Source organism: Undibacterium sp. Ji49W (assembly GCF_049340205.1).
In the GTDB taxonomy this organism is placed as follows: domain Bacteria; phylum Pseudomonadota; class Gammaproteobacteria; order Burkholderiales; family Burkholderiaceae_D; genus Undibacterium.
Genome location: NZ_JBMPOW010000006.1, coordinates 118209 through 142140 on the forward strand (window position 1 = coordinate 118209; position 23932 = coordinate 142140).

The 23932-nt window shown below is 49.5% G+C and carries 16 protein-coding genes; all 16 read right to left on the reverse strand.

From position 1 onward, the window contains the following. Positions 1 to 4: 4 nt before the first annotated feature. Entirely contained in the window at positions 5 to 1345 is a 1341-nt protein-coding gene (locus ACO0LK_RS09280; protein ID WP_422974327.1) for an ATP-binding protein, read from the reverse strand. 29 nt (positions 1346 to 1374) lie between these two features. Continuing rightward, on the reverse strand, positions 1375 to 8823 hold the full coding sequence (locus ACO0LK_RS09285; RefSeq protein ID WP_422974329.1) for a contractile injection system tape measure protein: 7449 nt from the start codon (positions 8821 to 8823) through the stop codon (positions 1375 to 1377). A gap of 2 nt (positions 8824 to 8825) precedes the next feature. Then, entirely contained in the window at positions 8826 to 11327 is a 2502-nt protein-coding gene (locus ACO0LK_RS09290; RefSeq protein WP_422974331.1) for a hypothetical protein, read from the reverse strand. Continuing rightward, positions 11317 to 11613 (reverse strand): hypothetical protein, encoded by a 297-nt coding sequence (locus ACO0LK_RS09295; protein ID WP_422974333.1) that lies wholly within the window; start codon positions 11611 to 11613, stop codon positions 11317 to 11319. The genes ACO0LK_RS09290 and ACO0LK_RS09295 overlap by 11 nt, the downstream gene beginning before the upstream one ends. Before the next feature lie 7 nt (positions 11614 to 11620). Continuing rightward, the gene (locus tag ACO0LK_RS09300; protein ID WP_422974335.1) at positions 11621 to 12436 is read right to left on the reverse strand and encodes a hypothetical protein; all 816 of its coding nucleotides are present in this window, start codon (positions 12434 to 12436) and stop codon (positions 11621 to 11623) included. A gap of 2 nt (positions 12437 to 12438) precedes the next feature. After that, complete coding sequence (locus ACO0LK_RS09305; RefSeq protein WP_422974337.1) at positions 12439 to 16185, reverse strand: baseplate J/gp47 family protein; 3747 nt, start codon at positions 16183 to 16185, stop codon at positions 12439 to 12441. A 15-nt stretch (positions 16186 to 16200) separates the two neighbouring features. Beyond that, positions 16201 to 16614, reverse strand: coding sequence for a GPW/gp25 family protein (locus tag ACO0LK_RS09310; protein ID WP_222619266.1), 414 nt, complete (start codon positions 16612 to 16614; stop codon positions 16201 to 16203). A gap of 21 nt (positions 16615 to 16635) precedes the next feature. Further along, positions 16636 to 16935 carry a PAAR domain-containing protein gene (locus ACO0LK_RS09315; RefSeq protein ID WP_186946497.1) on the reverse strand — a complete coding sequence of 100 codons (300 nt, stop codon included), beginning with the start codon at positions 16933 to 16935 and terminating at the stop codon, positions 16636 to 16638. A gap of 14 nt (positions 16936 to 16949) precedes the next feature. Next, positions 16950 to 18740 carry a type VI secretion system tip protein VgrG gene (gene vgrG, locus ACO0LK_RS09320; protein WP_422974340.1) on the reverse strand — a complete coding sequence of 597 codons (1791 nt, stop codon included), beginning with the start codon at positions 18738 to 18740 and terminating at the stop codon, positions 16950 to 16952. A 54-nt stretch (positions 18741 to 18794) separates the two neighbouring features. Then, positions 18795 to 19499, reverse strand: a complete 705-nt coding sequence (locus ACO0LK_RS09325) for a peptidoglycan-binding protein (protein ID WP_186946495.1) — start codon at positions 19497 to 19499, stop codon at positions 18795 to 18797. A 2-nt stretch (positions 19500 to 19501) separates the two neighbouring features. Then, positions 19502 to 19666, reverse strand: a complete 165-nt coding sequence (locus ACO0LK_RS09330) for a DUF5908 family protein (protein ID WP_186946494.1) — start codon at positions 19664 to 19666, stop codon at positions 19502 to 19504. A gap of 14 nt (positions 19667 to 19680) precedes the next feature. Then, on the reverse strand, positions 19681 to 20172 hold the full coding sequence (locus tag ACO0LK_RS09335) for a phage tail protein (protein WP_186946493.1): 492 nt from the start codon (positions 20170 to 20172) through the stop codon (positions 19681 to 19683). Positions 20173 to 20185: 13 nt separating this feature from the next. Further along, the gene (locus ACO0LK_RS09340; protein WP_186946492.1) at positions 20186 to 20644 is read right to left on the reverse strand and encodes a phage tail protein; all 459 of its coding nucleotides are present in this window, start codon (positions 20642 to 20644) and stop codon (positions 20186 to 20188) included. Positions 20645 to 20733: 89 nt separating this feature from the next. After that, positions 20734 to 22269: a phage tail sheath family protein gene (locus ACO0LK_RS09345; protein ID WP_422974343.1), complete on the reverse strand. Its 1536-nt coding sequence runs from the start codon at positions 22267 to 22269 to the stop codon at positions 20734 to 20736. 17 nt (positions 22270 to 22286) lie between these two features. Continuing rightward, the gene (locus ACO0LK_RS09350) at positions 22287 to 23177 is read right to left on the reverse strand and encodes a hypothetical protein (RefSeq protein WP_422974345.1); all 891 of its coding nucleotides are present in this window, start codon (positions 23175 to 23177) and stop codon (positions 22287 to 22289) included. 7 nt (positions 23178 to 23184) lie between these two features. Continuing rightward, on the reverse strand, positions 23185 to 23760 hold the full coding sequence (locus ACO0LK_RS09355) for a DUF4255 domain-containing protein (protein WP_186946489.1): 576 nt from the start codon (positions 23758 to 23760) through the stop codon (positions 23185 to 23187). Positions 23761 to 23932 lie beyond the last annotated feature (172 nt).

The following is a 23932-nucleotide window of genomic DNA, read 5'->3' on the forward strand; positions in this document are numbered from 1 at the left end:
GTAATCATAGTGTTTTTCCATCCTTCATTAATTCTTTTCCAATACCAGCTATCAGGTCGTCTTGCACGATGGCTTGGCGCTGCATTCTGACCGCACGTATGGCGGCATAACGAGCGACGTTAAGCAGGGCACCGCCAGACAATTCATATTTTTCGGCCAGTCGTTTGAAATCAACATCCGGGCCCAGGCTGTCAGCCTGTGAAAACAATCCCCGCCAGAGGCGCTCGCGTTGCGTGGGGTCTGGCATGGCGAAATAGACTTCACTTTGAAAACGACGTGCAAAAGCCTGATCTATATTCGCCTTCAAATTGGTCGCCAGCAGTACCACGCCCGGAAAATCTTCTACCCTTTGCAAGAGATAGGAAATCTCCTGGTTGGCGTGCCGGTCATTGGAGCTGCTGGTTTGCGTGCGTTTGCCAAAAAGAGCATCTGCCTCATCAAAAAACAAGATCCATTTCTTGTTTTGCGCCTGGTCAAATACACTGGCCAGGTTTTTTTCGGTTTCACCGATATACTTCGAAACGATCATCGACAGGTCGATGCGATACACGTCTGCACCTACAGCAGCACCTATCAGGCAGGCTGTCAGGGTTTTACCGGTACCCGGTGGTCCATAAAACAGACTGCGGTAGCCTGGCTTGACAGTTTTCTCCAGCCCCCAGCGTTGCAGGATCAACTGCGGATGTCTTAACCAGGTCACGATGTTTTCTACTTCTTCCATGACTTCGGGATTCAACACCAGGTCACTCCATGACAGCTTGGTGTGCATCAGCTTGGCCGGGAAATTGGCGCTGAAATCAGGCTTGTGAATCTCACCGCTGCTCAGTCTTTGCAGATACTCATTCCCCAGCATGAAGGAAGAACCAAAAAACGGCTCGCCATTGGCACCATGTTCCAAACGCAAGATGCCCTGTTGCAGGAAAAAATGGTCTTCCTGGAACAGCCGTGCGACGTTAAAGCGTTCTTCCAGGTCATTGCCGGCCAGAATGAAGGCAGCGGTTTCGCAGGTCGGTAAAAAGCCGCCATGAATTTTGCCGCGCCAGCCACCAATTTCACTGTAGGCGCGTCCTGTTTGCGCATTTTGCAGCATGAAAATATCCAGCGCCTGCGGACGGCAATGAGGCAAGAATGCCAAAAGAAAAATGACCCTTTCTTCAAATCCCATTTGATATTGCAATACCAGTTCTGCATACGGGCCATCATCCGTACGCAAATCCGGGACAGGACATGATTCCTGCAAGGGGCGTGTGTCATCACCGTCGCTAAAATAGCTACGGAAGCGCATATCGCAAACCTGGGTAAACCAGGCTATTTCTCGCTCCAGGCATGCTGCGTTGTTGTTCATATCTCTATCTGTCATTTCCACAAATTGGTCTATCCGCGCCAGGTTGTATGTATCGGTTCTTCCATCCAGGGGAGCCTGGTCAGGGCAAAACTCCAGGGCAGGCGATCCAGTAACATGTCAAACGTACCTGGAAGCACTTTCATGTGCCAGGCCTCGTCTTGCCGGTACAAATGCGCCTGCCTTTGCAAAAAAGTTTCCCGCAGGGCGGCGATGGAGGAGCCACCCAGTGCTCCCCAGTTGGCGATCACGCCTTCCAGCATTTGCTCTATCACTTCCTTTTCGCGGTCAAGGATGCTGATGCCGCTGCATATCGGTATGCCGCCCTTAATTCCACACAATAATTTATTCAGCACCAGTTGGTATTCAGGTGTCTCCAGTTCACCGGTAACAATGAACTGGAGCAGATGCACGGATCTTTGCGCACTTTGATCATCAACAAAATTACCGTCTCTGGTCAGTTCCAGAATATCGAACAGTCTTTGTATATACGGCGCCAGCAGGATCAGTCCACCATTGTGTATATGGATATTGTCTACATTGATATCCGCACGATCGGGTATGTCACCGGATTGCGGTCTGTCCTTGCGCGGCTGAATGGCTTCGGCTGGCTTGGCAGCGCCGGATTTATTTTCTGAGACAGGAGTATTCTGTTCAACCGCATGTGCTGATCTTACCGGCGCGTCTGTCACGTCTCTGTGCGTTTGCAATGCCACGTCGTCGGTTTTGCTTAACAAGTCAGCAATATCTGTTGCCTGATAGTGGGAAGCCAGGCCACGCACCATGGCCTGGGTAAATGCCGGGCCGGGCTGCGTGATGTGACTGACAAAGACATTTTCGTACACGATGCGCCAGACAAAGCCGGCCAGTGGCGGAATCGCTATCCCCAGGGCTGTTTCCAGTTGCACGAACAGCGATGATAATCTCTGTGAGAAAGCTGGCAATAATTTTTCCAGAAAATTTTTAAGGTCAAGAGGTGGCAAAATATCTAGCAGGCGGCGCAGGCCTTGTGGCCTGCTCAGTGCGCTGATCATCACTTCACCGGCCATTGCCTTGAGTGTTTCTGTGTTGTTTACCAGTATTTTTTGCGTCAACAAAACAAAGATCGTTTTTTGTTCTGCATCCGGTTCTGTATGGCGTTGCAGGATAAATGCCAGTCTTTCCACGTCCGATCGTACCTGATCTTTCTGAGTCTGCTGTACATCCTGTATTTGCTGTATTTCCGCCGCTTTACTTGATTTAGCAGATGTAGCAGGCGTAGCGGTTTTTTTCACCGCATAGCTGTGTGTTTTATCTGTTACGCCGGTAGAGGGTAGGGCATCCTGGCTGACCGCTGCCGCATTGGCTCTAGCATACTCTGCAACTTGTTTTGATTTGGATAATAAATCTTGCAGGCTGGTTTTGTACGCTTCTTCTGGTATGGCTGACCAAAGCAGGGCCTGACCCGCAGGCAGGAATGACAGATCTGGTATTCCCATGTCTGAGGCGGCTCGCTGTATTCCAGAAGGAAAAAATTTCTCTTCCCATTGTTTCCAGAAACTGGCTTGTAGCTTGAGAGGAAATTGATTCAGATTTGCATATAAAAGGTGCTGCCACTCTTCTGGTGTAAATTTTGCATTATGCAGATTTGTCTGTTCAAGTTCTTGCAGAAATTCCTGCATCAGTTGCGGGAATTCATTGCTGAGCGTGGAGATAATCAATTCACGACTGGTGCTGGTCTCGTTGTCGTCCATCGTCGCTGGCGTTGCTTTTGCTTTTGTCGTAACCGGATGGTCTTCTGCCTCAGATGCTGGCAGGGCGGCCTGTGGCAAATCTGCCGGTGGCAATATGCGTTGCCGCAATACGCGCAAATAGCTGCGGCCGTACACCATGGTGTTGAGTGCAGTGAATAGTGGCTCTGGTCTGCTGGTACTGAAGTGTGCAAGCCAGGATTGAGCAAGCGATAGCATGGCTGCATCGGTACTTGAATCCTGCATGAAGACAAAAAGTAGTTTTCTCAGGAAGTTTTCTGCATGAAACGTATCTGCCGTGGATGTCAGCAAGAAAGAGAAACTGCCTGCCAGTAATTTTTCTTTCAATGCAGATGCGCTGGCGGATGGATTGGCACTTGCCTGGCAAGCATTCCAGTTTGCCCAGACGATATCGAGCATACTACCAGCCTGGTGTTGCAGTACATGGATCAAATCCCTGAGCTTGTCGTGGCTTGTTTGTGCCAGCAGGCGTCTTTGTTCTTCCGGACGTACCATATAGCGACGCAGCCCCTGTTCGAGCAGGTTTCTTTCTGCTGTCATCAAGTGCGTCCATACAGGTGCCAGGCTATCCATATTTGCTTGCAGCATGGCCTGCGCAATGCGATGCGGCAGATTGGGCATGAGCTGCTGCACGGACCTGTCTGGCGGCACCTCTGCGGGTGATGAAGACCGTCTTGGTGTCACACCGGGTATAACTGCTTCATACAGGACGTGAGCGTCACCACTCTGTTCGTCGCTGGCTCTGGGTAATTCGTTTGCCTGGCTTTCAGCCACTTTTTGTGGCTCTGCATCCGTCTCGTCGGCTGATGTATTTTCTGATTGCTCTGAGCTTGTGGCTGCGATTGTATTTGCGATCGTGTCATCACCCTGAACAGCCATGTCACGAGCTTGTGCATCGGCCTGTGTCAGGCAAAAATCAATTTTCTGTTGCAATTCCAGCGCTTGCGCATCATTGTTCAGCCATACGGCAATAGCCTGAAGCTGTTCTTCACCATAAGGGAAGTACTCTAATATCGCCTGCCTGAAAGCGAGTTGCTGTTGTTCACCAGTTTGCCTGTGCATTAATATTTGCAATAACAAATACGGTATCAGGGCTGCATTTTTTGCACCGGCAAGCTGGTTGATTTGTGTTTCCAATGCCGCCAGCCATACCTGCGTAGCCCGCAGTTGAGGTGTGGATGCCATTAGCTGTGACAACCAGAAATGCAGGGCAGGTGTGTTCCATGCCTGCGCCTTGGTAATGATGTCCTGCATGTCTGGAACAGTTGGCGTACCTGGAATGTCTTTGCTACCCTGACTATGATTAACTTGCGGCAGGCCGGATAAAGTTTCCTGCATACGGGTCGTCTGTATCGTCAGTATCGTCGCTATTGGCTGACCGGATTGATTGATGGCAGGAACTTCATCTTTAACTTCGTCAGTAACTTCGTGCGAACAATACGCACTGATGAGTTGTGCTTTCAATTGAATATCAGCATCCCGGCTTACCGCCAGTATCTGCTCCAGGTCGATGATTTTTTGCGCCAGCAGGTCTTGCAAGACCATTCTTAAGTAAGTATGTAAATCTGCCGATTGCAATGCATAGCGTTCTATGGATTGCAGGAAGTGCTGTCTGGTTTGATCGCCGTATTCCAGACCCAGGTAATCCAGCAGCAACTGATGCAGTTGTGCGCTGTTACATGCATTTAATATGCTGCTATCTTGTTTTAGTTGAACAAGCAGGCTGGCAAATTCCGGTTGTTGATCTGATATATCCTTTGCGGCATCGGAGCCATGATGCTCTCTGGTGAGCCACAGCAAGAGCTGCTTGCCCAGATCTGAAGAGAGCAAAGGGTTGATGGTTGGGGATAAATGGGCAGATGTGTATTCAGGCGTTAATTCGGTATTTACACTGGAATCTGATTCAGAATCTAATTTCGAATTAAGTTCGGAACGAATCTCGGCATTAAGTTCTGAATTAAGTTCGGAACTAAGCTCCGGGTTAAATTTGGCTTCAAAGCCAGTTTCACGTTCCATATCGGGTGCTGCTGTATTTTGTGTCTGCGCATGGACCTGATTATGAACGTGATTATGAGTCTGAATATCAGGCTGCAACCGGCTTTCCGCCTGATCTGTATGCACCATACCCTGCGGCACGATCTCCTCTTGCGAGGCGAGGCTCAAGGATTCTTGCAGTAAATGATCAAGGTCAATTTCTTTGTCTTGCTGTAACTGTGTCAATACCAGTTTCATGAACAGGGCAGGGTATTCTGCCTGTTCAAAATAAGAAATGACAGACTCCCGGAAAAGCAGATGATGATGATCCTGTCCCTGACCTTGTTGCGGATTGCTGGCAAACCACCATCTCAGCCATTGCTGCAATTGATCGTTGCTGAGTTCCAGTGTCCATAAAGATAATTGACCCTGAACCCAAAGGCGGAAATTGGAGAAATACTGATTTTTTCCTGATTCCCTGATGTCGGTGGGTGCTGGTATATCGCCGTGTTCCTGCATAAAGGATGGTGCATCGGCGTCAGCATCGGCATCGACATCAGCTTGCTGTGTTGCAGCGTTTTTCGTCGTAGCGATCTGGTCCGGTATAGGCCAGTTTTGCAAAGCCTGGTGTAACTGCTTTGCCTGTTGCTCCATATCCGGTAGTTTTTTCCAGATGTGCACGATGTCAGCAGCATGTTCCTGATCGCTCAGCATTGCCTGGATGACGTTTACTGGAGCTGCCTGCTCAGTATTGGCTTGCAACAGGTGCTGCATTGCTTTGCGCTGGAGCTGCTCGGCATATTGCTCTACCATTTCGGCGGTGGACAGAGCTGCGTTGGGAGTGTTCCTGGTTACTGGAATACTTTCTGCGCCAATCGATGCACTACTTCTTACATTAACCTCTGTATTAATCCCTGCATTAATTGTTGCAGTGTCCTTTGCCTCAGTTGCTGTATTACTTGCTATGCCAATTGTTGAAGCCGTTGACACTTCTATTGGTAACAGATTGTTTTTGTGTGCGCGCAGCACCTGTACAACTTGTGCAAGGCGTCGGACTTGTTGTCCTAATTCCGTCGCCAGTTGGATTGCTTGTGGTTGCAGTATCTGCACCCATTCCATCAATACGACGATATCAAGCGATTGCAGAATTTCTTGCCGCTGTTGATGACGAATCAGCAGCCATACCTGTCGCAGGCTGTCTATCTTTTGTGTACTTGCAGATGTCCAGGTTTGCATGATCGCAGCCATGTCAACTGCCGACAAGGCCTCAAAAAATTGTTTGCTCAATGCAGATAATTCAATCGTTGCTGGATTTTGCTTGCTGTCTGTAGCTATGTCTGTGCTTGTGTTTGTGTCTGTGTCTGTGTCTGTATCAGCGGCACCGAGCTTAACTATGTCTATCGCGGCATTTATGTCCACATTTGTGTCGGTACTAAGATGGGTATATGCATTGGCATTTGCATTGACAGGTGCGTCGACATTTACTTGAATATTTGTATTGCTGTCTGGATCATTGTCATTGTATGCATGAGCGCCGGTAGCAGTAACTGTGTCAGCATTCATATCGATATGGGCCGCTTCTGTAGCTCTTGACACTTGATCTGTCACCGTAGTTTCTGGAGACGTGACTATGCTGTCTTGTTCAAGAGCACGCAACTGCGGAAGTTGCCTGAGCAAATCTGCCATGCGTACTGAGTCAGGTGCGGCTTGCAATAGCAGCGGGACGGCAGATGCCAATAAAGCCTGTCGGGTAGTGGATGGCAGTTTGCCGGGCAGTTTGTCGATTAATTCTTCCAGGTCGCAAGTCGCGCTTGCTTGTAAAACAAGACAAAGATCATGCAGTTTCTGTGGCGGCAGTGTTGACAGCCAGGCAGGCCATGCACTTGCCTGCGCTTGCCGTATGATGTCGCCATGCTGATGCAACAGCCTTTCCCAATGAGGATTCAGTTGACGCAGATCGGCATTTTCCAACGCTTTATACAACTGGGTCAGGCTAATGGCTGCGTTATCTGTTGTTGCATCACCGGTAGAAGCGGGCAGATTTGATGCCTGCACTTCTGGTTTTTCTGAGGCTGTTCCAGTGTCGCTGGATATCTCTATTGATGTTGCTGGCGTTATTTTGTTTTTTGTGGCCGTTTTGCGTGCTGATTTTTTATTGCCGGCGAGTACGATGTCCTTGTCCACCGATGGCGCATCGATGTCAGCGTCCTCCTGTTCAAGCAAGCCTGTCTGGCCAGTCGTTGCAGGTGTTTGTTTTGTATTGCTGATTTGTGGCAGGTATGTGTGCAATTCTTCCATGCCGGCAGCGACATCGCGCAACGGCGGTAACTGTATTAATAGCGCATCTGGCTGCAGACTGGACGGTTTGGCGGATAGCAAAATGGGCAGGCTTTGTTCAAACCACAGTTTTGCCTGGCCAGGGTTGATAAACCGGGATTGATTGAGTATTCTTTCCAGCACCCAGCTCGCCCGTGGCTGCAAAATCTGGCTGGCGACACGTAACTGCTCCGCCGGGATATTTTGCAACCAATGCGTCCATCCCTGTGCTTGTGCGCGGCGCAATAAATCTGCATGCTTGCCTGTCAAATGCCACCAATGAGGTTTTATGGCGGACCAGTCACCTGCGCATAAAGCCTGATACAGCTGATCAACGTTGATGGTGTCCTGTGGTGTATCAGTCAGGTCGCTCGGTTTCTCCCGATTACTTTTTTGAGAGTTATTATCGCCAGACTGATTTGTCATCGCATCGCTGGCCAGATGTTTTTGCCCTTTGCCGACCGCCGCCACTGCGGGCGTTGTCTCATTTTGTCTGTTGGCGACTTCATCGGTGATGGAATCCAGGGCTTTTCCTGATATTTCTTTTTCTAGACTTTGAATACCTGCTTGCTTGCCTTCCATACCTTTCCTGTCAGGTATTTTTTTGACAAGCATTTTTGTGATGAATTCGTCGCCAAATAATACGGACAGTGATATCTGTTCCTGCCCTGGCGAGGGACTGTTTTTCTCAAGATATTGCTGATACTGTGTCAGCAATTCATGGCTGGCCTTGTTGCTGCTGACAGACCATGCATGCAGCGCTGTATCCATTGCTTGTACTTGCCCGGCAGATAGCTGGTACAGCCAGTGCCAATAATTTTGCGCAGCGGTAGTCGATGTGCTGTGGGAAGTCAGTTCCAGTTGGGCCCACTGTTGCACTTTATGCGACAACTGTGCTGGCCATTCGGCGAGTAATTTTTCAAGTACATTGAATAACTGTTTTTCACCAAATTGCAGCAATAGGCGCAGACGCATCTGTTCGTTGGCGACTATCTTCTTCATGGTGTTTGCGGCATCGCTGTTCTTGAGTACACGCTCCAATAACTGTATGTGCGCTTCACGAGGATGAGTAGATGCTATCCATGCCAATTGCCCCGTGCGCAAGAAGTCTTCGAGATACTGTCTGTCGTCAGCCGCAACTTCTTCAACAATGCTAGGTTCAGTGGCTTGTTCACGTGGCATGCTCAAGGCGGAACTCAACTGGGCATACAGGCGTCGTGGCAATTCTGTTGGTAATTCTTCTTCGGTCATTTCACCGAGATCAATTTCCAATTTTTCTATACGATAAATACCTGCACCTGTGTCGGATTGTTCCATCACTTCATCAATCAGGGCAGGTATGCTGGTGCTGATCCAGTCGGACAGGGCTGATTCTTCCATCTGCCCCTGGGCAAATGAAAAATCAAATATCAGATCATCAATAGCATGGAATGATTTCATGATCATAACCAATGCTGTGGTGAATAATTCTGTCTGACGATACGCAGCAGGGTCATGATGTCATCTGCCGCCTGATCCAGCCCTTCCGCGGGCTGACCTGAACGGCGGGTCTGATTCAGCAATTCCAGCCAGTTTTTATAGCGTTGTTCAAACTGGTGCATGTAGACATAATCAAGCCAGTGTATTTCTGGCAGGATATGGGCAGGCAGATTTTGTGCAATCAATTCTTCTACCCACGCCCGGCAGGCTGGATCGGCAAAACGTGCCGTGTAGCTGGGCAATACTATGCTGACGCGATGTTCATAAAAACCGTCTTCAACATCTCGGTTGACTTGCTGGCTGGCAGGGCGCAACAATAGATGCTCAAGCACATGCAGGCCTTCGCTTTGCTGACTGAGTTCTACCAGTCGCTGGCGCAAACCATGCGCATAATTGACAGCCTGATCTCTGGGCAGTGGAATGAGATGCCAGATGGGCTTGTCGGGCTCGACTTCCAGGCATAGCCAGACTTTTTTGTCAGCGCGTTCCACCAGATGGTAGCGCTGCAAGTCTATACCTGCACGCAACAACTCCACACAGATCATATCGTGAGGCAAGCGTTTAATCTGAGTTATTTCCCCGGTTTTTTGCAGGGGCAGGGGCAAAACATGGCTATCGTTGGCCTTGTATTTGGGGTGTTCTCCCAGTTTTTTTTCATAGGTTTTGGCACTCACAAAGGCCGGGGATGCGGATGAGAAATGCTCCGTCAAAGAACGACCCAGGCTGGCCTCAGTACATCCCAGCAGTAATAATAATTTATGCTGCAAACAAGCCCTGTTGGCGCCTGTCCAATACGGCGCGTGCACATTCATGGCCGCACCACGCTGCGCGCTCAATTCGCGTATGTGTGCCAGAAAACTGATTTTGCTGTCTATGACGGTTTGATCGTCGTGTTCATGGTGGTACACATTAAAACGACGCAGGGCGTCTGCCGGGAACGATTCGCCATAGATTGCCAGCATGCTATCCAGCACGCGGTTGCGGCGGTCAATAAATTGGTCGAATTTGGACAGAATCTCAGCTGGCAGGCTGGGGCTCAAGGTATTGCGATATAAAGTCTCTACCAGCGGTATTTGCTGATTGCCAAGCAGTTGTGAAAAATAACTTTGCTTTAAATCCGTATCGAGGGAATACAAATCAGGAATCCCCTGCAATGACTGCAGGTAATTCGCCATCATTTGTTCAAAGGCAAAAAGAAACCCCTTCAATTGCCTGGCACGGGCGTGCACTTCTGGCGGTTCCGAACTGGGCACACCGTAGTGATTGATGCCATAAATGGCAGGAGAGTGTTCTGCTATCGAAGAATATTCACGCAGTGGGCGGTGTTCACCTTGTGGCAGCTCAATTAACTCATCCAGGTTCACATCATGCCGGCGAAAAGCATGTTGATTGAATTCATGCTTCTTCAGTATAAGACGCACTTGCTCAAGCAGGCTGACTTCCTGCGGCAGCATGAATTTTTGCCGGATCGGATGATGTGTGGAAAACTGCTGACTGCCGGTCTGGGTATACACCAGATGCATCAAATTCATCTGGTCCACATTGCGTGGAAATCCCAATACCGAGCAGCGCTTGGATTTCAGGTTGAAGTTAAGGTGATCATATTTTTTACCTTGTGAATCGACCAGTTGCAGATGGTGAACCTGTTTTACCCCAGGCATGCGGCGTATAAGCGCGATCAGGCTGACGACATCGATATTATGCGACGTACGCGCAAAATACCTGTCATCAATGTAACCACGCCGGGTCAGAGGGCCGTCCAGTAATTCTTCCCAGCTTTTGCCTTCTGCTACGGCTTCTTCAAAACGGGTAATGCGCGCACCGGAAGAAATCAGGGTCGCGCACTGGAAATAGATGTCGGCATAAATTTCAGCTGCTGGCCGGCTATCATCAATTTCAATTTCGCCAGACAGGAAATAGATGTCGGTCTGGACGATGTATACCTGGTCCAGATCCTGGCAAAGATTGCGATTGTTGGCGTACAGGGCAATGATGTCTTGCCTGACATCTTCAGGACTGCGCTGTTCTATCTCGGACAAAGGCTGGTGCAGTTTGACATAGATGGAAAACAGGCCTTCCAGTTTTTCACCATGATTATCGGTTTGTATCCAGATGTCATCAATTTCCGGCACATGGTCGTAAATTAACTTGCAATAGTCGATGGCGGTAACCGGGCGAATCGGCAAGATATCCTGTGGTCGGTACAGCGCCTGGCGCTCAAAGTTGATACCCCCTGATTCCAGCGTCAGGAAATCGGCTACTGAAAATCCTGATCGATACACCAGATCAGTCAGGCCATAGCACAACATTTCCAGCAAGGTGACACCGGGATCATGGATATTGTAGTCTGTCCATGTCTGACCAGATAAAGCTTGCAGCAGTTCTACACCCTGACGGCGAAAGCCATCAAAATCGATTCCATCAGGATCTGCCTGCAGGCGCTTTATGTGGTCATCAGCCAGCATGTCGTCGCACCTCGCTCAATTTCAGTTGCGAATGCAATTGCTGGACTAACTGATGTACGCGGTTATAGGGCATTTCACCCAATACTTCTATGATGAGACGCAATTCAGCGGCAGAAAATGTAAATTCCGCATTTGCCTTGGCCGGGCTACCAGGGGGCAGCAGCAGGTTGGCCTGCTGATTAAGGCTTCCAATGAGCGCAAATACCTGCTTGAACGGTCTTTCTGCCAGACCTTCCAGTATCAGGTTGCCTTGCGCCAGCGAGATGGTGATATGAATAGGGTTCATGCTATGTTCACTTCTTTGCCTTTGCTGGCTGTGTCAGGGGGCGGGGTGCCAGTTTGGGTTTCTGGTCACTTTCCAGCATCTGGGTATCCAGCCACAACTGTGTCATGTGGTATTTGATCCAGACCTCATTGCCAAAGGTACAGCCTACCCGCATCTGCAATTTGAATTCAAAGGGCGAGTTGCTGTCAGTGCCTATCCAGCGCAATTCTATGCGACTGCATTTATTCCCAAAATGGGTTTGATGGTAGGTGATATGCGGATTGGCATTGAAGGCATTCATGGCAAAGGCGTGCATCAATGCATATCGACCTTCGGCATCTTTGCCGCCCACACCGGCAACAACTTCCCAGGCCTGGCAACCAGTCATGGCCACGCTGATGTCGTACCAGTTGCCATCGGCAGGAACTGCCATTTTTCCTTCACGTCCGACCCGTCCGCGCGAGGCGATGAAGCCGCCCACATCAAGCTCGTGTCGCGGTGTACTTTGTCGTATGCCCACGCGGCTATGGGTGACACCGTCATCATCAACATGACTGGCCAGTGTCAGCAAGGGGCGATTTTTTTCCGCCTGAAAACTCAGGTTATTCGTACCCACGTCCAGACCCATGGACCACAAGGATGTTCCTTCTACCGTATTCTGATAGAAACTGAGCAATTTTCCATCGCCCAACTGCGCAACCTTGAAACCTTCAGTGGCGGACTTTTCAAAGCCTTCGTCGAGCATGTTGAGCATGGATTCGATCAAATCTCCAAAGTCATCCTCGGTAGGCATTTTACCGTGCTCAAACTGCTGTCTCAGCATGGCTCGAGTTCGTTTTTTCATAACTATTTCCTTGACGGAATAATAAAGGTGGAGCCAATTCTCAATTCATTGATACCCACGGGTTTCGGATCGGCTGATTCAAATTCATCCTGCAACACAATCCAGTGCTGATTCATGGGTACGGCAATACTCCACGGATAAATGGGATATAAACTTTTTGCGCCATGTTCATTTCTTGCATTGTCATCCATCCTGAAACGCAGGTCAGTGCCTTGTCCGGTTGGAGTGATATGCAGCATGGAAAAACCGGTCACTGCTTCGACATAGTCAAGATCCAGCAAAAAGGAAATAAGGTCATGCTCACGTATGCACCAGCCAAAATGCTGTTGATACCCGACCGGATGCCAGGGTGACAGAAAATCACACAGATACTGATTGATCTGATTGCTGTACCAGCCACCACGCAGCCCTGACTTGAGTTTGATCTGGCAACGAATCTGGATTTCTTCATACACCGGATTTTCCACGCTGACCCTGGTGAAAGGGGGGGCACAGGTTTCAATGAACTGTTGTACTTCATGTATCAGGTGGCCGCTCAGCAAAGGGCGCTGATTAAAGTGTCCACCCTTGTTCAGATAGGGCAGGGGGACGATCAATATCTGACCGCCACGCAGGCGTTTGGCTGGGTCCATATCGCTGGACAGGTTGGCAAAGCATTTCACCTTATGAATTTCGGGAAACTGTTCCAGTATCAATAATTCATAATCACTGGCGGTTAGTGCACGGTTCTTGTGTCGCAATCTTTCGCTGACGCGGGTACGGAAACGTTTGACTGTTTCTGCACTTTTTCCACCTACTGAATGACGTATTTGTATGACGCGGTCAATGCCGGGGATATTTTGCTTGCTGCGGGTGATACTCATGGCAGGCAATACCGCGCTGGCTTTGTTTGCCTGGTTGGCGCACCAGGTGACCTCGAGTGCCTGTGCATAAACAGAATACACACTGCAAAAGCGTTCCATGCCTTCATTGGCCGAAACACGCAGCCAATGTACACCGGCAGGCATGATGGTGTTGTTGGTGTTTATATCATCTGGCAAATTCAGGCTGACGATACCGCTGGTCATGAAACCATCGGTAGAGTCATCAATGATGTTTGCCCTGTCCAGTTTTTGCCAGCTATTGCCTGACAGGTACCACCATGAGAGCCCGCTGTCTTTGATGCGGGTCATCGGTAGAGAATCTTCACGCAGATAAAAATACAGGGTCAGCGCGCCACTCAGATCAGTACCTTGCAATCCGATGAAAAGATTGGCCGGATAATCGTATTGCGGTATTTGATAGATGGCGCGGGAATTGATGGCGACCATGGTTTCTGTACCCAGCGGGTGCAGATGCACCATCTTGTCTTGCGTTGCCCTTTGTTCCACCAAACGGCTTTGTTCAAAACGGATGGTGGAATGTGCCTTGTAGTTCAGTACTATGCTACTGATTTGTGGGGTATAGGGCGGATTGGGCAAGGCCTGCGCCAGACTTGCTCTCTTTTGTCTGGCGTTGTCGGTCAGTATCTGGGCCAACAGCATGGGATATTCCTGGTGCCCAAATGCACCTTCAGGTGCTTCCAGGGTCAGCTTGAACAGACCAGCCATCGTCGCTGGTGTGTAAGAGAAATTTTGTAGTGCCGCATCACTGGTGTTATAGGGAAGCGGTTTATAAAATTGCAGCGCAGATTGGTACGACAACACGCTGTCAGGTGCCAGTTGACTACTCTGGCTGCCGTCGTCGCGTGCCATTTCATCAAACAGGGTGATGTCTTCAAGGCCCTTTATCCATTTGCCACCGGACAGGACGGAAACACTGGCCAGCACTTCACCACTCTTCATGGGATGCGCATAACCACGGTAATAAGCAGCGATGCCCCCCAGGTTGGTGGGCAGACCATTCCATTCCACCTTGATTTCTGCATCATCCAGTTGTTTGCTGAGTATTTCTTCACAACCGACTATCAGATAGGAACCGACATTCGGCAAAGGACCAAACGGCATGAAAGGTGACATGGCACTTAACTGGCCAATCTGGTTGTGCAGCAATAACTGTCTGCAACCCTGCACATCAACTTCCAGGCGGATGTGGCGCAAGACCCAGCTTTTCAGCAAGTCATAGGGGTAGCGATATTCGTTTTCTGTCATTTCAAACCGTGCCACCGGCAAATCTGTCTCATAATTATCGCCGTGCAGGCTGGCCTTGTAATTGCAAATGGCGGCAACTTCAGGTGGCAAGGAAAATTCTATGGACAGACAATCGCGGCCAATTGCGGGATTGAGGCCAGTATATTCAGGACGATATTCAGTCACGCGATACCAGCCAGTGGCCGTGGTCAGCGAAATACGGAACATGCCACGCAGCAGCTTGACGAAAATATCGTTCATGCGCACGGCTTCGCTCTGTGAAGCCTCGTACTCGTGCGCATTTTCCTGTGCAAAACGGCGCAGGCAATCTTCTATGGTCTGATCAGTCGTGTTTTGGTATTGCAATAGAATGCGGACGCGGCGCTGGCCCTCGCGCAATAACAGCGTCTTGCTGGCAATGGCAAAGCCGAATCTGGCTGCCGTGGCACCATAATTTCGCTCGCCAGGTTTAGGCGCCCCCATTAATGGAAGCGGTGGTAGCTTCTCATGGTCTTTTTCATCGCTGCCATCTGCCAGTGCATTGATAGGCTGGGTATGACAGGAGACTGATTCAAGACGACGATTTATCGTGCGCTGGTCAAAGAACAGAGTATGCAGTGCCGTGATTTTTGCATCATTCAGGGTGACCGCTTCTTCGTTGGCATAGGTGATTTCATGCTGGTTCTTGTCGATGCCGGCGATGAATTCAGTGGCTTTTTCAACAAAAATCTGGCGTACACCTGGCTTCGGCTGGATAACTATAAATGTATAGTCGGAGCGGTGCGGGCGCTGCTCCATTTTCAGCATCTGATGATAATAAAAATCCAGATGCGCTTGCCCGAATTGATTCAGGCGTATTTGCAGCTTTTGGAACAATTGTATGAAGGTAATCAGCAGGCTGCTGCCAGGATCATGTTCCTGACTGGCCATAGATTGTGGCAGCAGGTGTCGCACGCCGTTTTGAACTATCTGTATGGCTTGTGAAAACGCGTGAAAATAACTGCGTGTCTCGGTGACTGTATGTGCGCTGCCAGCTTTTTTATCCTGCAGGTTGGCAGGCTTGACTGCCAGCGTATTCAACAGTGGCAAGGCAGAAGGGCCGCGCGCTGAGGTGGCATCCTGGGCGCTGATTTCAGCTTCCAGTTCCAGCATGGCCAGCATTTCCTTATTCAAACCACGCAGTATGCTTTCCAGTAATTTGGTGATTTCATAACCGGTGCGGCCATCTGTCCGCTTGGCGCAAGACAGCCAGTATTCCAGCAACCGTGCCAGCAGCAATGGCGAATCCAGTGGGATAGAGCAGATTTGTGGAAACTCTATCGTCAGGTCATGCTGATACCAGGCCTTGCCCAGGCTATAGCTTTGTAGCCTTTGTTCAAAGCGCATCGCCAGTTGCTTCAGGTCCAGCGACAGGATATTCGCCAGCAAGACGACTTCATCTGCATGGAAATATTGCTGCCAGTGGCCATCTTCGCTGAGATCAAGCTGATAGAACTTGACCATGCTGGCGTAATCGACTGCCATGGTCAGCAATTCTTCAAAACGCATTTCATTGAGTTTGAAGTAGTCACCGCTCAAGGCCGGCGAACGACGTTGCGCCTGGCTGCGGCCATCACTGATCAAGAGTCTGGGCTGTGTCACGTCAGCACCTCGTGCTTATTCCTGGACATCGGTACCTTCCCGGAAATAGAAGGGGTACACCAGGTTATGGCGAGTGTTGGTTGTGACGATGCGGTAAATCAGTTCGATATTCAGCCGTCCTTCATAGATGTAACTGTGATCTGTTTCTATCGCTTCCAGTACAACCCTGGGTTCATAGAAAATGACGGCGCGTCGTATCAGGTCTTTCAGTACGGTAATGGTGCTTTCATTCAGGTTTTCGTAGATCTGTGCTTTCAGCCCGCAGCCGAAATTGGGCTGCATGACTCTCTCCCCCGGTGTGGTGGATATCAGTATCAACAGGCTTTGATGGATGTCTTCTTCGGCGCTGATCATCCTGACGTTGCCACGCCGGCTGAATTCAGGAGGGAAGCTCCAGCCTGTACCTAAAAATGAAGCATTGTTTTCCATGGTCATGATCCCGATTTACGCTTAGCCACCGATGATGACGGTTGGAAAACCAAAGACGATATTGCCGCCATGCGCTGTATTGTCCCCTATCCTGGCGGAAGGCATTTTCCCTATGAATACTGTCATCGATCCCTTGACGATGGTATCAGGAGGCCCGACGCAGACGCACATGTCGCCCACCACAGCAGCTGGTAAACCGCCAATCAGTACGGTAGGAACACAGGGGCCACTGATAGGGCCGCCGACATGCGGGATTGGTGGCAAGCCAGGCGTGACCATCGGGCATACATGCATATCTGTAATACGTGCGGCTGGGGGCATCGATTTTCTCCGTTTCAGTTAATCATCACGATGGCGCCGCGCACGGTGGTCTGGCCGCTGGCAGATAATTCTGCGGTAGCTGTTCCTTTGGCCGTGAAGCCTATATTTGCAGTACTGGTGATATTCAGACCTTTTGTCGTGACATCCATCTGTGCCGTTGTATCCACATTCTGCACGGCGGTGATCGTGATTTTTCCTGCTGCATTGATGGTGATGTCTTTCGGGCTGTCCAGCAAGATGCCACTTGGGCTCAATTCCACCTTGTTCATGTTCTCGTCTTGCAAGAGAATGGACTTGGTATCGTCGCTGATGACTATCTTGTTGTTGGCCGGGGTAATCAACGTGATGACTTTTTTCTCTTCATCGAATTCCATCTTCAGTTTGGTACGCGTTACCAGGGCCTTGTAATTATTCACATCTTGCAGAGTATAGGCGGGCGTATGTTTGCTGCTGTACAGACTGCCCAGTATCACCGGGCAGGAAGGGTCATTATTAAAAAATCCCAATATCACTTCATCGCCGATTTCAGGAATGATGAAAGCACCAAACCCTGCCGAGCCATAGAAGCTGGCAAACCGTGCCCATACGCCGACCGTTTCAGCGTTCATCAAAGGGACGGAAACCTGGATTTTGTATTGATTTTCCGGGTCGCCTTCCAGTTTTAGGACGACTCCAATATGCAAACCGCACACGCCGGATGTCCAGCCCGCTGCCTCAGGTGCATGGGTCTGGTAATCTTCCGTGAACCAATACGGGGGCATGCCAAATTCAACTTCTGTCACCCAGTTGCCGTCGATCAGATGATGAAAGACGTTGGTAGCCAGCACGTTGCCATTAAAATGTTTGCCTACGCTTTTCAGTTCCAGCACTACACCAGGTTTGGTAACGGCACTACCCTGATAACGCATTCTGCCGCGTATCCTCGACAAGCCGGATTTCAATTGCTGTGCCTTGGCCCAGTTGGTCAGTGTTGCAGATTCAAGGTTGGCGGCTGATTGCAAGCCAAAATCGGCGACGCCCAGCACTTTGGCCAGCTCAGCGGCAGCGATATCACCCTGGCCAGTCAGGGTAGTAGGTGTTGCTGTTCCCTTGACGATGGCCTGGGTTGCCATATCCCAGCTAGTGCTGGTGACGTTGCTGAGCTGCCAGCGTGCGTCGAGTTCGGCATGAAACTCCATCAGATCAATGCCATAGGTCAGCGTCAGGACAGCTGCCGCCGAGGTCAGCGGGGCCTTGATACTGACCGTGCCGGCATCAACGATCACCAGTAAGCCGTTGACCTCGGCCCGTGCCATCATATAGTCCCAGTCAGTTACATAGTATTGAACCAGTTCTTTATAGGTGACTGTGGTTGCTGCCACGTCGGCCGTCAGGCCGGGATAGTTACCGATCAGCGCGGCCATGATGTCGCTGTCGGTCTGCTCGATGAAATTGGCATTTTTGCGGCCTACTGTCATTGCCAGCGCCTGATCGCGGCATTCTATGACCAGCCGGGCATAATTGTCGCCAGTAATTTTGACGGAATGTTTAATCACTACGCCGGTGAAAATGACTTGCGTCGTGAGGTCATAGCCAGCACTGATTACAATCTTGGTGCCTGGTTTGAAATTTCCGCCATCAGCAAGGGGAAAGAGGCCATTCGGCATGTCGCCGTCCAGCACGGTGATGATGGCTGTGGGTATGCGGTTAGTACTGTGATTCGTCTCAACTGATACGACTTGCGCCGCGTCAGGAATTGGCTCGCCATCACAGGTAATGGACAAGGTCAGAACACCAGTGCTATTTGTAAATGGGGAATTTGCCATCTGCTTTCTTTTCTTGAAAAATCATTTCAGCGCATCTGCTTAGACAGGCTTACGCTATGAAAGCGGAGGAAAACGTAATTTCATTCCAGGCTGCAAGGTTCTGAAACAGGTCAGGCGATTGATACGGGCTACTTCCTGGTAATACGAACAATCGCGATAAATTTTGTAGCATAAAAGGGGCAGGGTATCACCTGCCTTGACTTCTACCAGATGCGTCAGGTCGGGAGAGTTGAGCTTGGTCTCCTTGACGATTTCAGCGGCACTGGTGTATTCGATAAACGTCAGCGTGACTTTGGCGCGCAATGGTTCGCCGCTGGGTTTGAACAGGGTGTAGTCAAATTTCAAACCTTCAACACGGCCGTAGAAAATCAGCATTCCCCATACCACCTGCACTATGGGGGCCTCATGTTTGGAGCCGACATAGGTATACACAGTGTTGCGCAAGGCATCAATCTGCTGAATAACGGTCTGGGTCGTGCCAGGTACGGCACCTGTCCCGTCCAGTACCATTTCTTTCAGGGTCAGTTTTTCAGGCTGGCTGGCAGAAAATTTTGTTTCATTGCCAGGTTGACCCAAGGCCTGATTTTTTGAATACCGGATCGTAAAATCATGACCATAACCGGATGGATTCATCAGGGCCGTAAACGCAGTACGGCTGCTGTCTACGCTGATGGTTCCTTCCGTGGATACCGTGCAGGGGGATATGGTCAACAGGGTTTTTTGTCCTGACGCGGAAGCGGCTGGTGCTGGCAGTGGCATAATCAGCGCTCCCCGCGTTCACGTAACAGGGATGCAATCAATTGTTTGCATTCAAGCAGAATTTCGTCTTTCAGTACCTGTTTTTCCTGGAGATTGATTTCTGTATCCCGGGTTTCACGCTGCACGATAGTGGATTTGATCAGCAGTTGTTTGATTTCGATTGACATATCATGCTCCTGATCTATTTGGTGCGTTGTGAATAGGTATAACTGAATGTGATTTTCTCGATTGCGACATCATTTTTGGTAGAACTAAAACTTTCCACATCCCACTTGATTGGATAGGCACCAAAGAACTCCCAGGTTCTGAGCACTTCAGTTGCTGTTGTACTGCCGGGTGCCATAGTGTTACTTTTTAGATTGACAATGATCGTTTGAGGAACGATCAATTGCATGAATTCACCCTCCAGTACCGCCTTGCACCAGACCACCAGCGGTGACTGAAGGGTGGCAATCCCGCGTTTGAGCTCCAGATTGCCGTGTTTCATCTTTAACGGCAACTGATGCACAAAGCGGTTTTCACCACCTTCCACCACTGATTCAGTTTCAATTTCTGTGCCAATTCCCGACACTTCGCTGAACGAAGTATCGGGAACCTGGATACCATTACCAATCGTTACTGAAAAGTAGAACGCTGGCGGTGGGTACCCATTATCAAAAAAGTCATTGGTCATTAATTATTGACCATTAAGCATTCTTGATGGTCAGGCCTTCGTGCACGATTTCTATGGTTTCTATCGCCACTTCATTGCCCTCTGACTTCAGGTCTGTGCTGGTGATCTTGGTTGGCCAGGCATTGCTCAGTTCCCAGATCATTGTGTCTTTACCTTTTTCATCCAGCAGGCTGATCGTCACACTGATACGCTCAATGGTGTTGAGCTTGATCTTGTCCAACCAATCCCAGAACTTGTTGTCACCCTTGAAGACGCCTTTTTTCATGGTGATATTGCTGTATTTTTTCATGCCGGGCATTTTAACTACTGAAAATATCGGGCTGTTTCCGGAACGATATTTGATCTCTTCGGATTGCACATCCAGACCAGATACCTCCTGAAACGCCATTTCATTCTTGCCCCACATTACCTTGAAATAGAATTTCGGCATGGGCCATACTGTTGCCGATTGCGTTTTTCCGTCATCTGCCATAATTTGCCTCTATCTTGTATAAATAAATAAAATTAAATGTAACCAGGGCAAGCTATTGCCTACCGTGGCGCCATATCAAAAACACCGGATCAGGATTTTTGCATTTGTTGCTGGAACGTGATTTCAATAAATTCGGCAGGACGGCTGAGTGCAACCAGCACGGTAATGCGCATAATGCCTTCCAGAATATCTTCCGGTGTCATGGTTTCACCCAGGCCGACATGGACGCTGAATGCATCTTCCGGACTCGCACCAGCCAGACCGCCACGTTTCCATATGCCATTCAGGAAATTGCTGATCATGCTTTTCATGGTGACCCAGGTGCCAGACACATTGGGTTCAAATACAAAGGCTTTGCTGGCGAGGCGTACTGATTCTTCCAGCATGATCATGGTGCGGCGTACGTTGATATAGCGCCAGTCGAGACTATTGCCATCCAGTGTACGTGCGCCCCACACCAGTGTGCCTTCGCCTATGAACGGGCGGATAGCATTGATGGATTTGCCGGAAGTTGTGACGTTCAGGTCTTCCTGTTCGTCATGGGTCACATTGACGGCAGGTGCCACGACTTCATTCAGACTGACGTTGGCGGGTGCTTTCCAGACGCCGCGAGAATTGTCCACCAGCGTGTAGATACCGGCCATGGCGCCAGAAGGTGGCAGCAAGTTCAGTTTTTTCTTGATCGTCAACAGGATATTGCCATAGCCAGGGCTGACCACGAACAGTGTTTTATGCAGTTCTTCATGGGACAGATAGTCAGGTTTGCTAGGGTCGCCTTCGACGCCGACCTTGGCGATGACAGCCAGGATGCTATCTTTCTTGTCCTGGGCCAATGGGCTTTGATTGACTTCGGCAGTCAGAATTTCCTTGAACTTGGCGACGTCAGTCAGGTTGTTGTAATCGAGATCCGATGTCTGGACGATCGATGTATCAATCCATGGATAGTATGCTGCGCCAAAATTGAGGAAGTTGGTGCCGAGGGCATTACGGAATTTGGCGATGCAGTCACCGGCTGTAGGGTCTTTGCGGTCGCGGTAGCCGTTGTATACGTCAAGGATAGAAAAACGATTTTTCATCTGGCTGCCGCAATGCATGAGGCTGGCCTGTTGCAAGGCGATGCAGTCTGCTTCAGCCAGGGACACGGCGTCCGGGATGACGACCATGGTTGGCTCTTGCTCTTTGAGCAGCTTATCAATACCGCTAGCCAGTTTCGGTTTTTCTATGCTTTGGCCATATGTGCCGACAGAGACGATATAGCAGGCACCGCCGCCGTTTTTGAAAAACAGCATCATGCTGTAGTACAGGAAGTAACGCGGATCTTTTTCGGCCAGCACATATTCGCTCTTGCCAATTTTGAAGTCGCTTACAGGTGTAGGCTTGCCTTCTTCCTTGGCTGGCAAGTCCGTAATGTCGAACAGATCTTTGGGTCTGTATCCATAATATTCATGGAATTCAGACATCGAGGTAATGCGCCACGGTTTGTCTGCCAACGAAGTGCCTTTGTTGTCTGCTTTCTCGGTATAGCCGATGAAGGCAGGAACTGCGGTAGCAACTTCAACTACCGAGTTGGGAAAGGCGTTTTTCTCGACGATATAGACACCGGGGGTTTTATACGCGCCAGCCATATGTGTTCCTTTGAAAATTATTGATGAATATAAATTTCCGCAACGAGCAGATGTTGCCCATCCGGACCTCTTTCTTTGCCAATTTTGTTAACACTTGCGTTTGGCAGTCGCTTGATCAAAACCTTTCCCGCCATACCAGCTTCCCGCAATTGAAACTGTTGCACCGGCCTGTACTGCATGGGGATTGCCGTTTGTGAGATCAAGGCAAAACCTGAGTCTGTGGCAGTTTGCGTTGAGGCTTCAAAAACGATGCCGGTCTGTCCTTCATTTGCATCCAGATCCACTATTTGCATTTTTTTCCTGGCTAATGAACCAGTAAAAAAATACTTCCAGCGTATCGTTTTGGATTTCAGGTGAATTGCATAGCACCTGGAAATCCGGTCTTTCTGTACTGCCTGGTTTAAAACTTCTGCTTCTGATAAAAAGATATTGATAGAAAATTGTGCTGCCTTGAATTGAAAGCCCTCATGTCGTCGTACCGTTTCCGGTCGGGAAGAGGTGGGTATGGCGCTTGCCTGCAACTGCACGAGGGCAGCATTCTGTGCCAGCCCTTCATTACTAAAGCACAGCGGCGGGATAATGGGCCAATCGGTATAGAAAGAGAGTTGAGGGTCATCGCAACTGACTTCATAACTGAAGCACAAGGCCTTGTCTTCTGCATTGCGTGCCAGTACGGCATCCCGGGTGTCAGCGACATGAAGGTCTTGCACGGTATCTGGCGAAGGACTGGCCGCGTCTGACTCACGCCATATTTCCAGGCCTTTATCAACCGGGCGCAACAACAGACAATACTGTTTCTCCAGTTCTGCGCATTGAGGCGTAGGCGTAAAACGCCAGTTGGCACCAGGGGTGCCAGCAAAGAAATCATGCTCAATAACAATAGAGAACAGGGGAACGAAGCGCGCCATACGTCACCTAGCCCGCAACTTGATTCTTGGTGTCAATAATGACAGGTACCTGCCCTATGACTGCGGTGGCATCCATACTGATCATGCGTACTTTGTAGAATACCGAGGGTAAATAGCGGCCACCGAGCAGACTCCAGAGATTATTCAGATCAGGGATTTTCAGATTTTCGATATCCAGTATCAGTTTTTCTATCCTGGTATCCAGGCCGGGGCTGTTATGCTGGTCGAAGACGGCATGCTGCTGGAAAAAACTGACTGCGTTGGAAATGGTCTTTAGTGCTTCAGCATAATTGCCACCACCAAAATTCGCTGCCATCATCAAGTACAAATTCAGATACAGAGGGGTGCTGTGAACCAGCAGTCGTTCATCATTGCTACGCTGAGGCAAGCCAGTGCGGTAGGGAAGGGTATCTTTTTCAATGTTAACCAGCATCAACACCAGCTTGTTGCTGGCATGCGGGGCGACACTGCCGTCAAGTTCAACCAGATTGGATACCACTACCAGGTCTTCTACCGAGTGATAATTGTTTCTGAAGTGTTGATTTAACTGCCCTGCCAAATGACTGATTGCTGCATTGATCATTGCTTAATCCTGCGTCACAAACTTTTTTGTTCAGCCGCTCGACCAGAGACGGGTGCCACGAAAACGCCACATTTTTATTGTAAAAATCTATTACAAATAATACATACAAGAGTAACATGTTACTTAATTTACGCACAACAGTTAATTAGGCGTTTTTTGTATTTGTGATGTG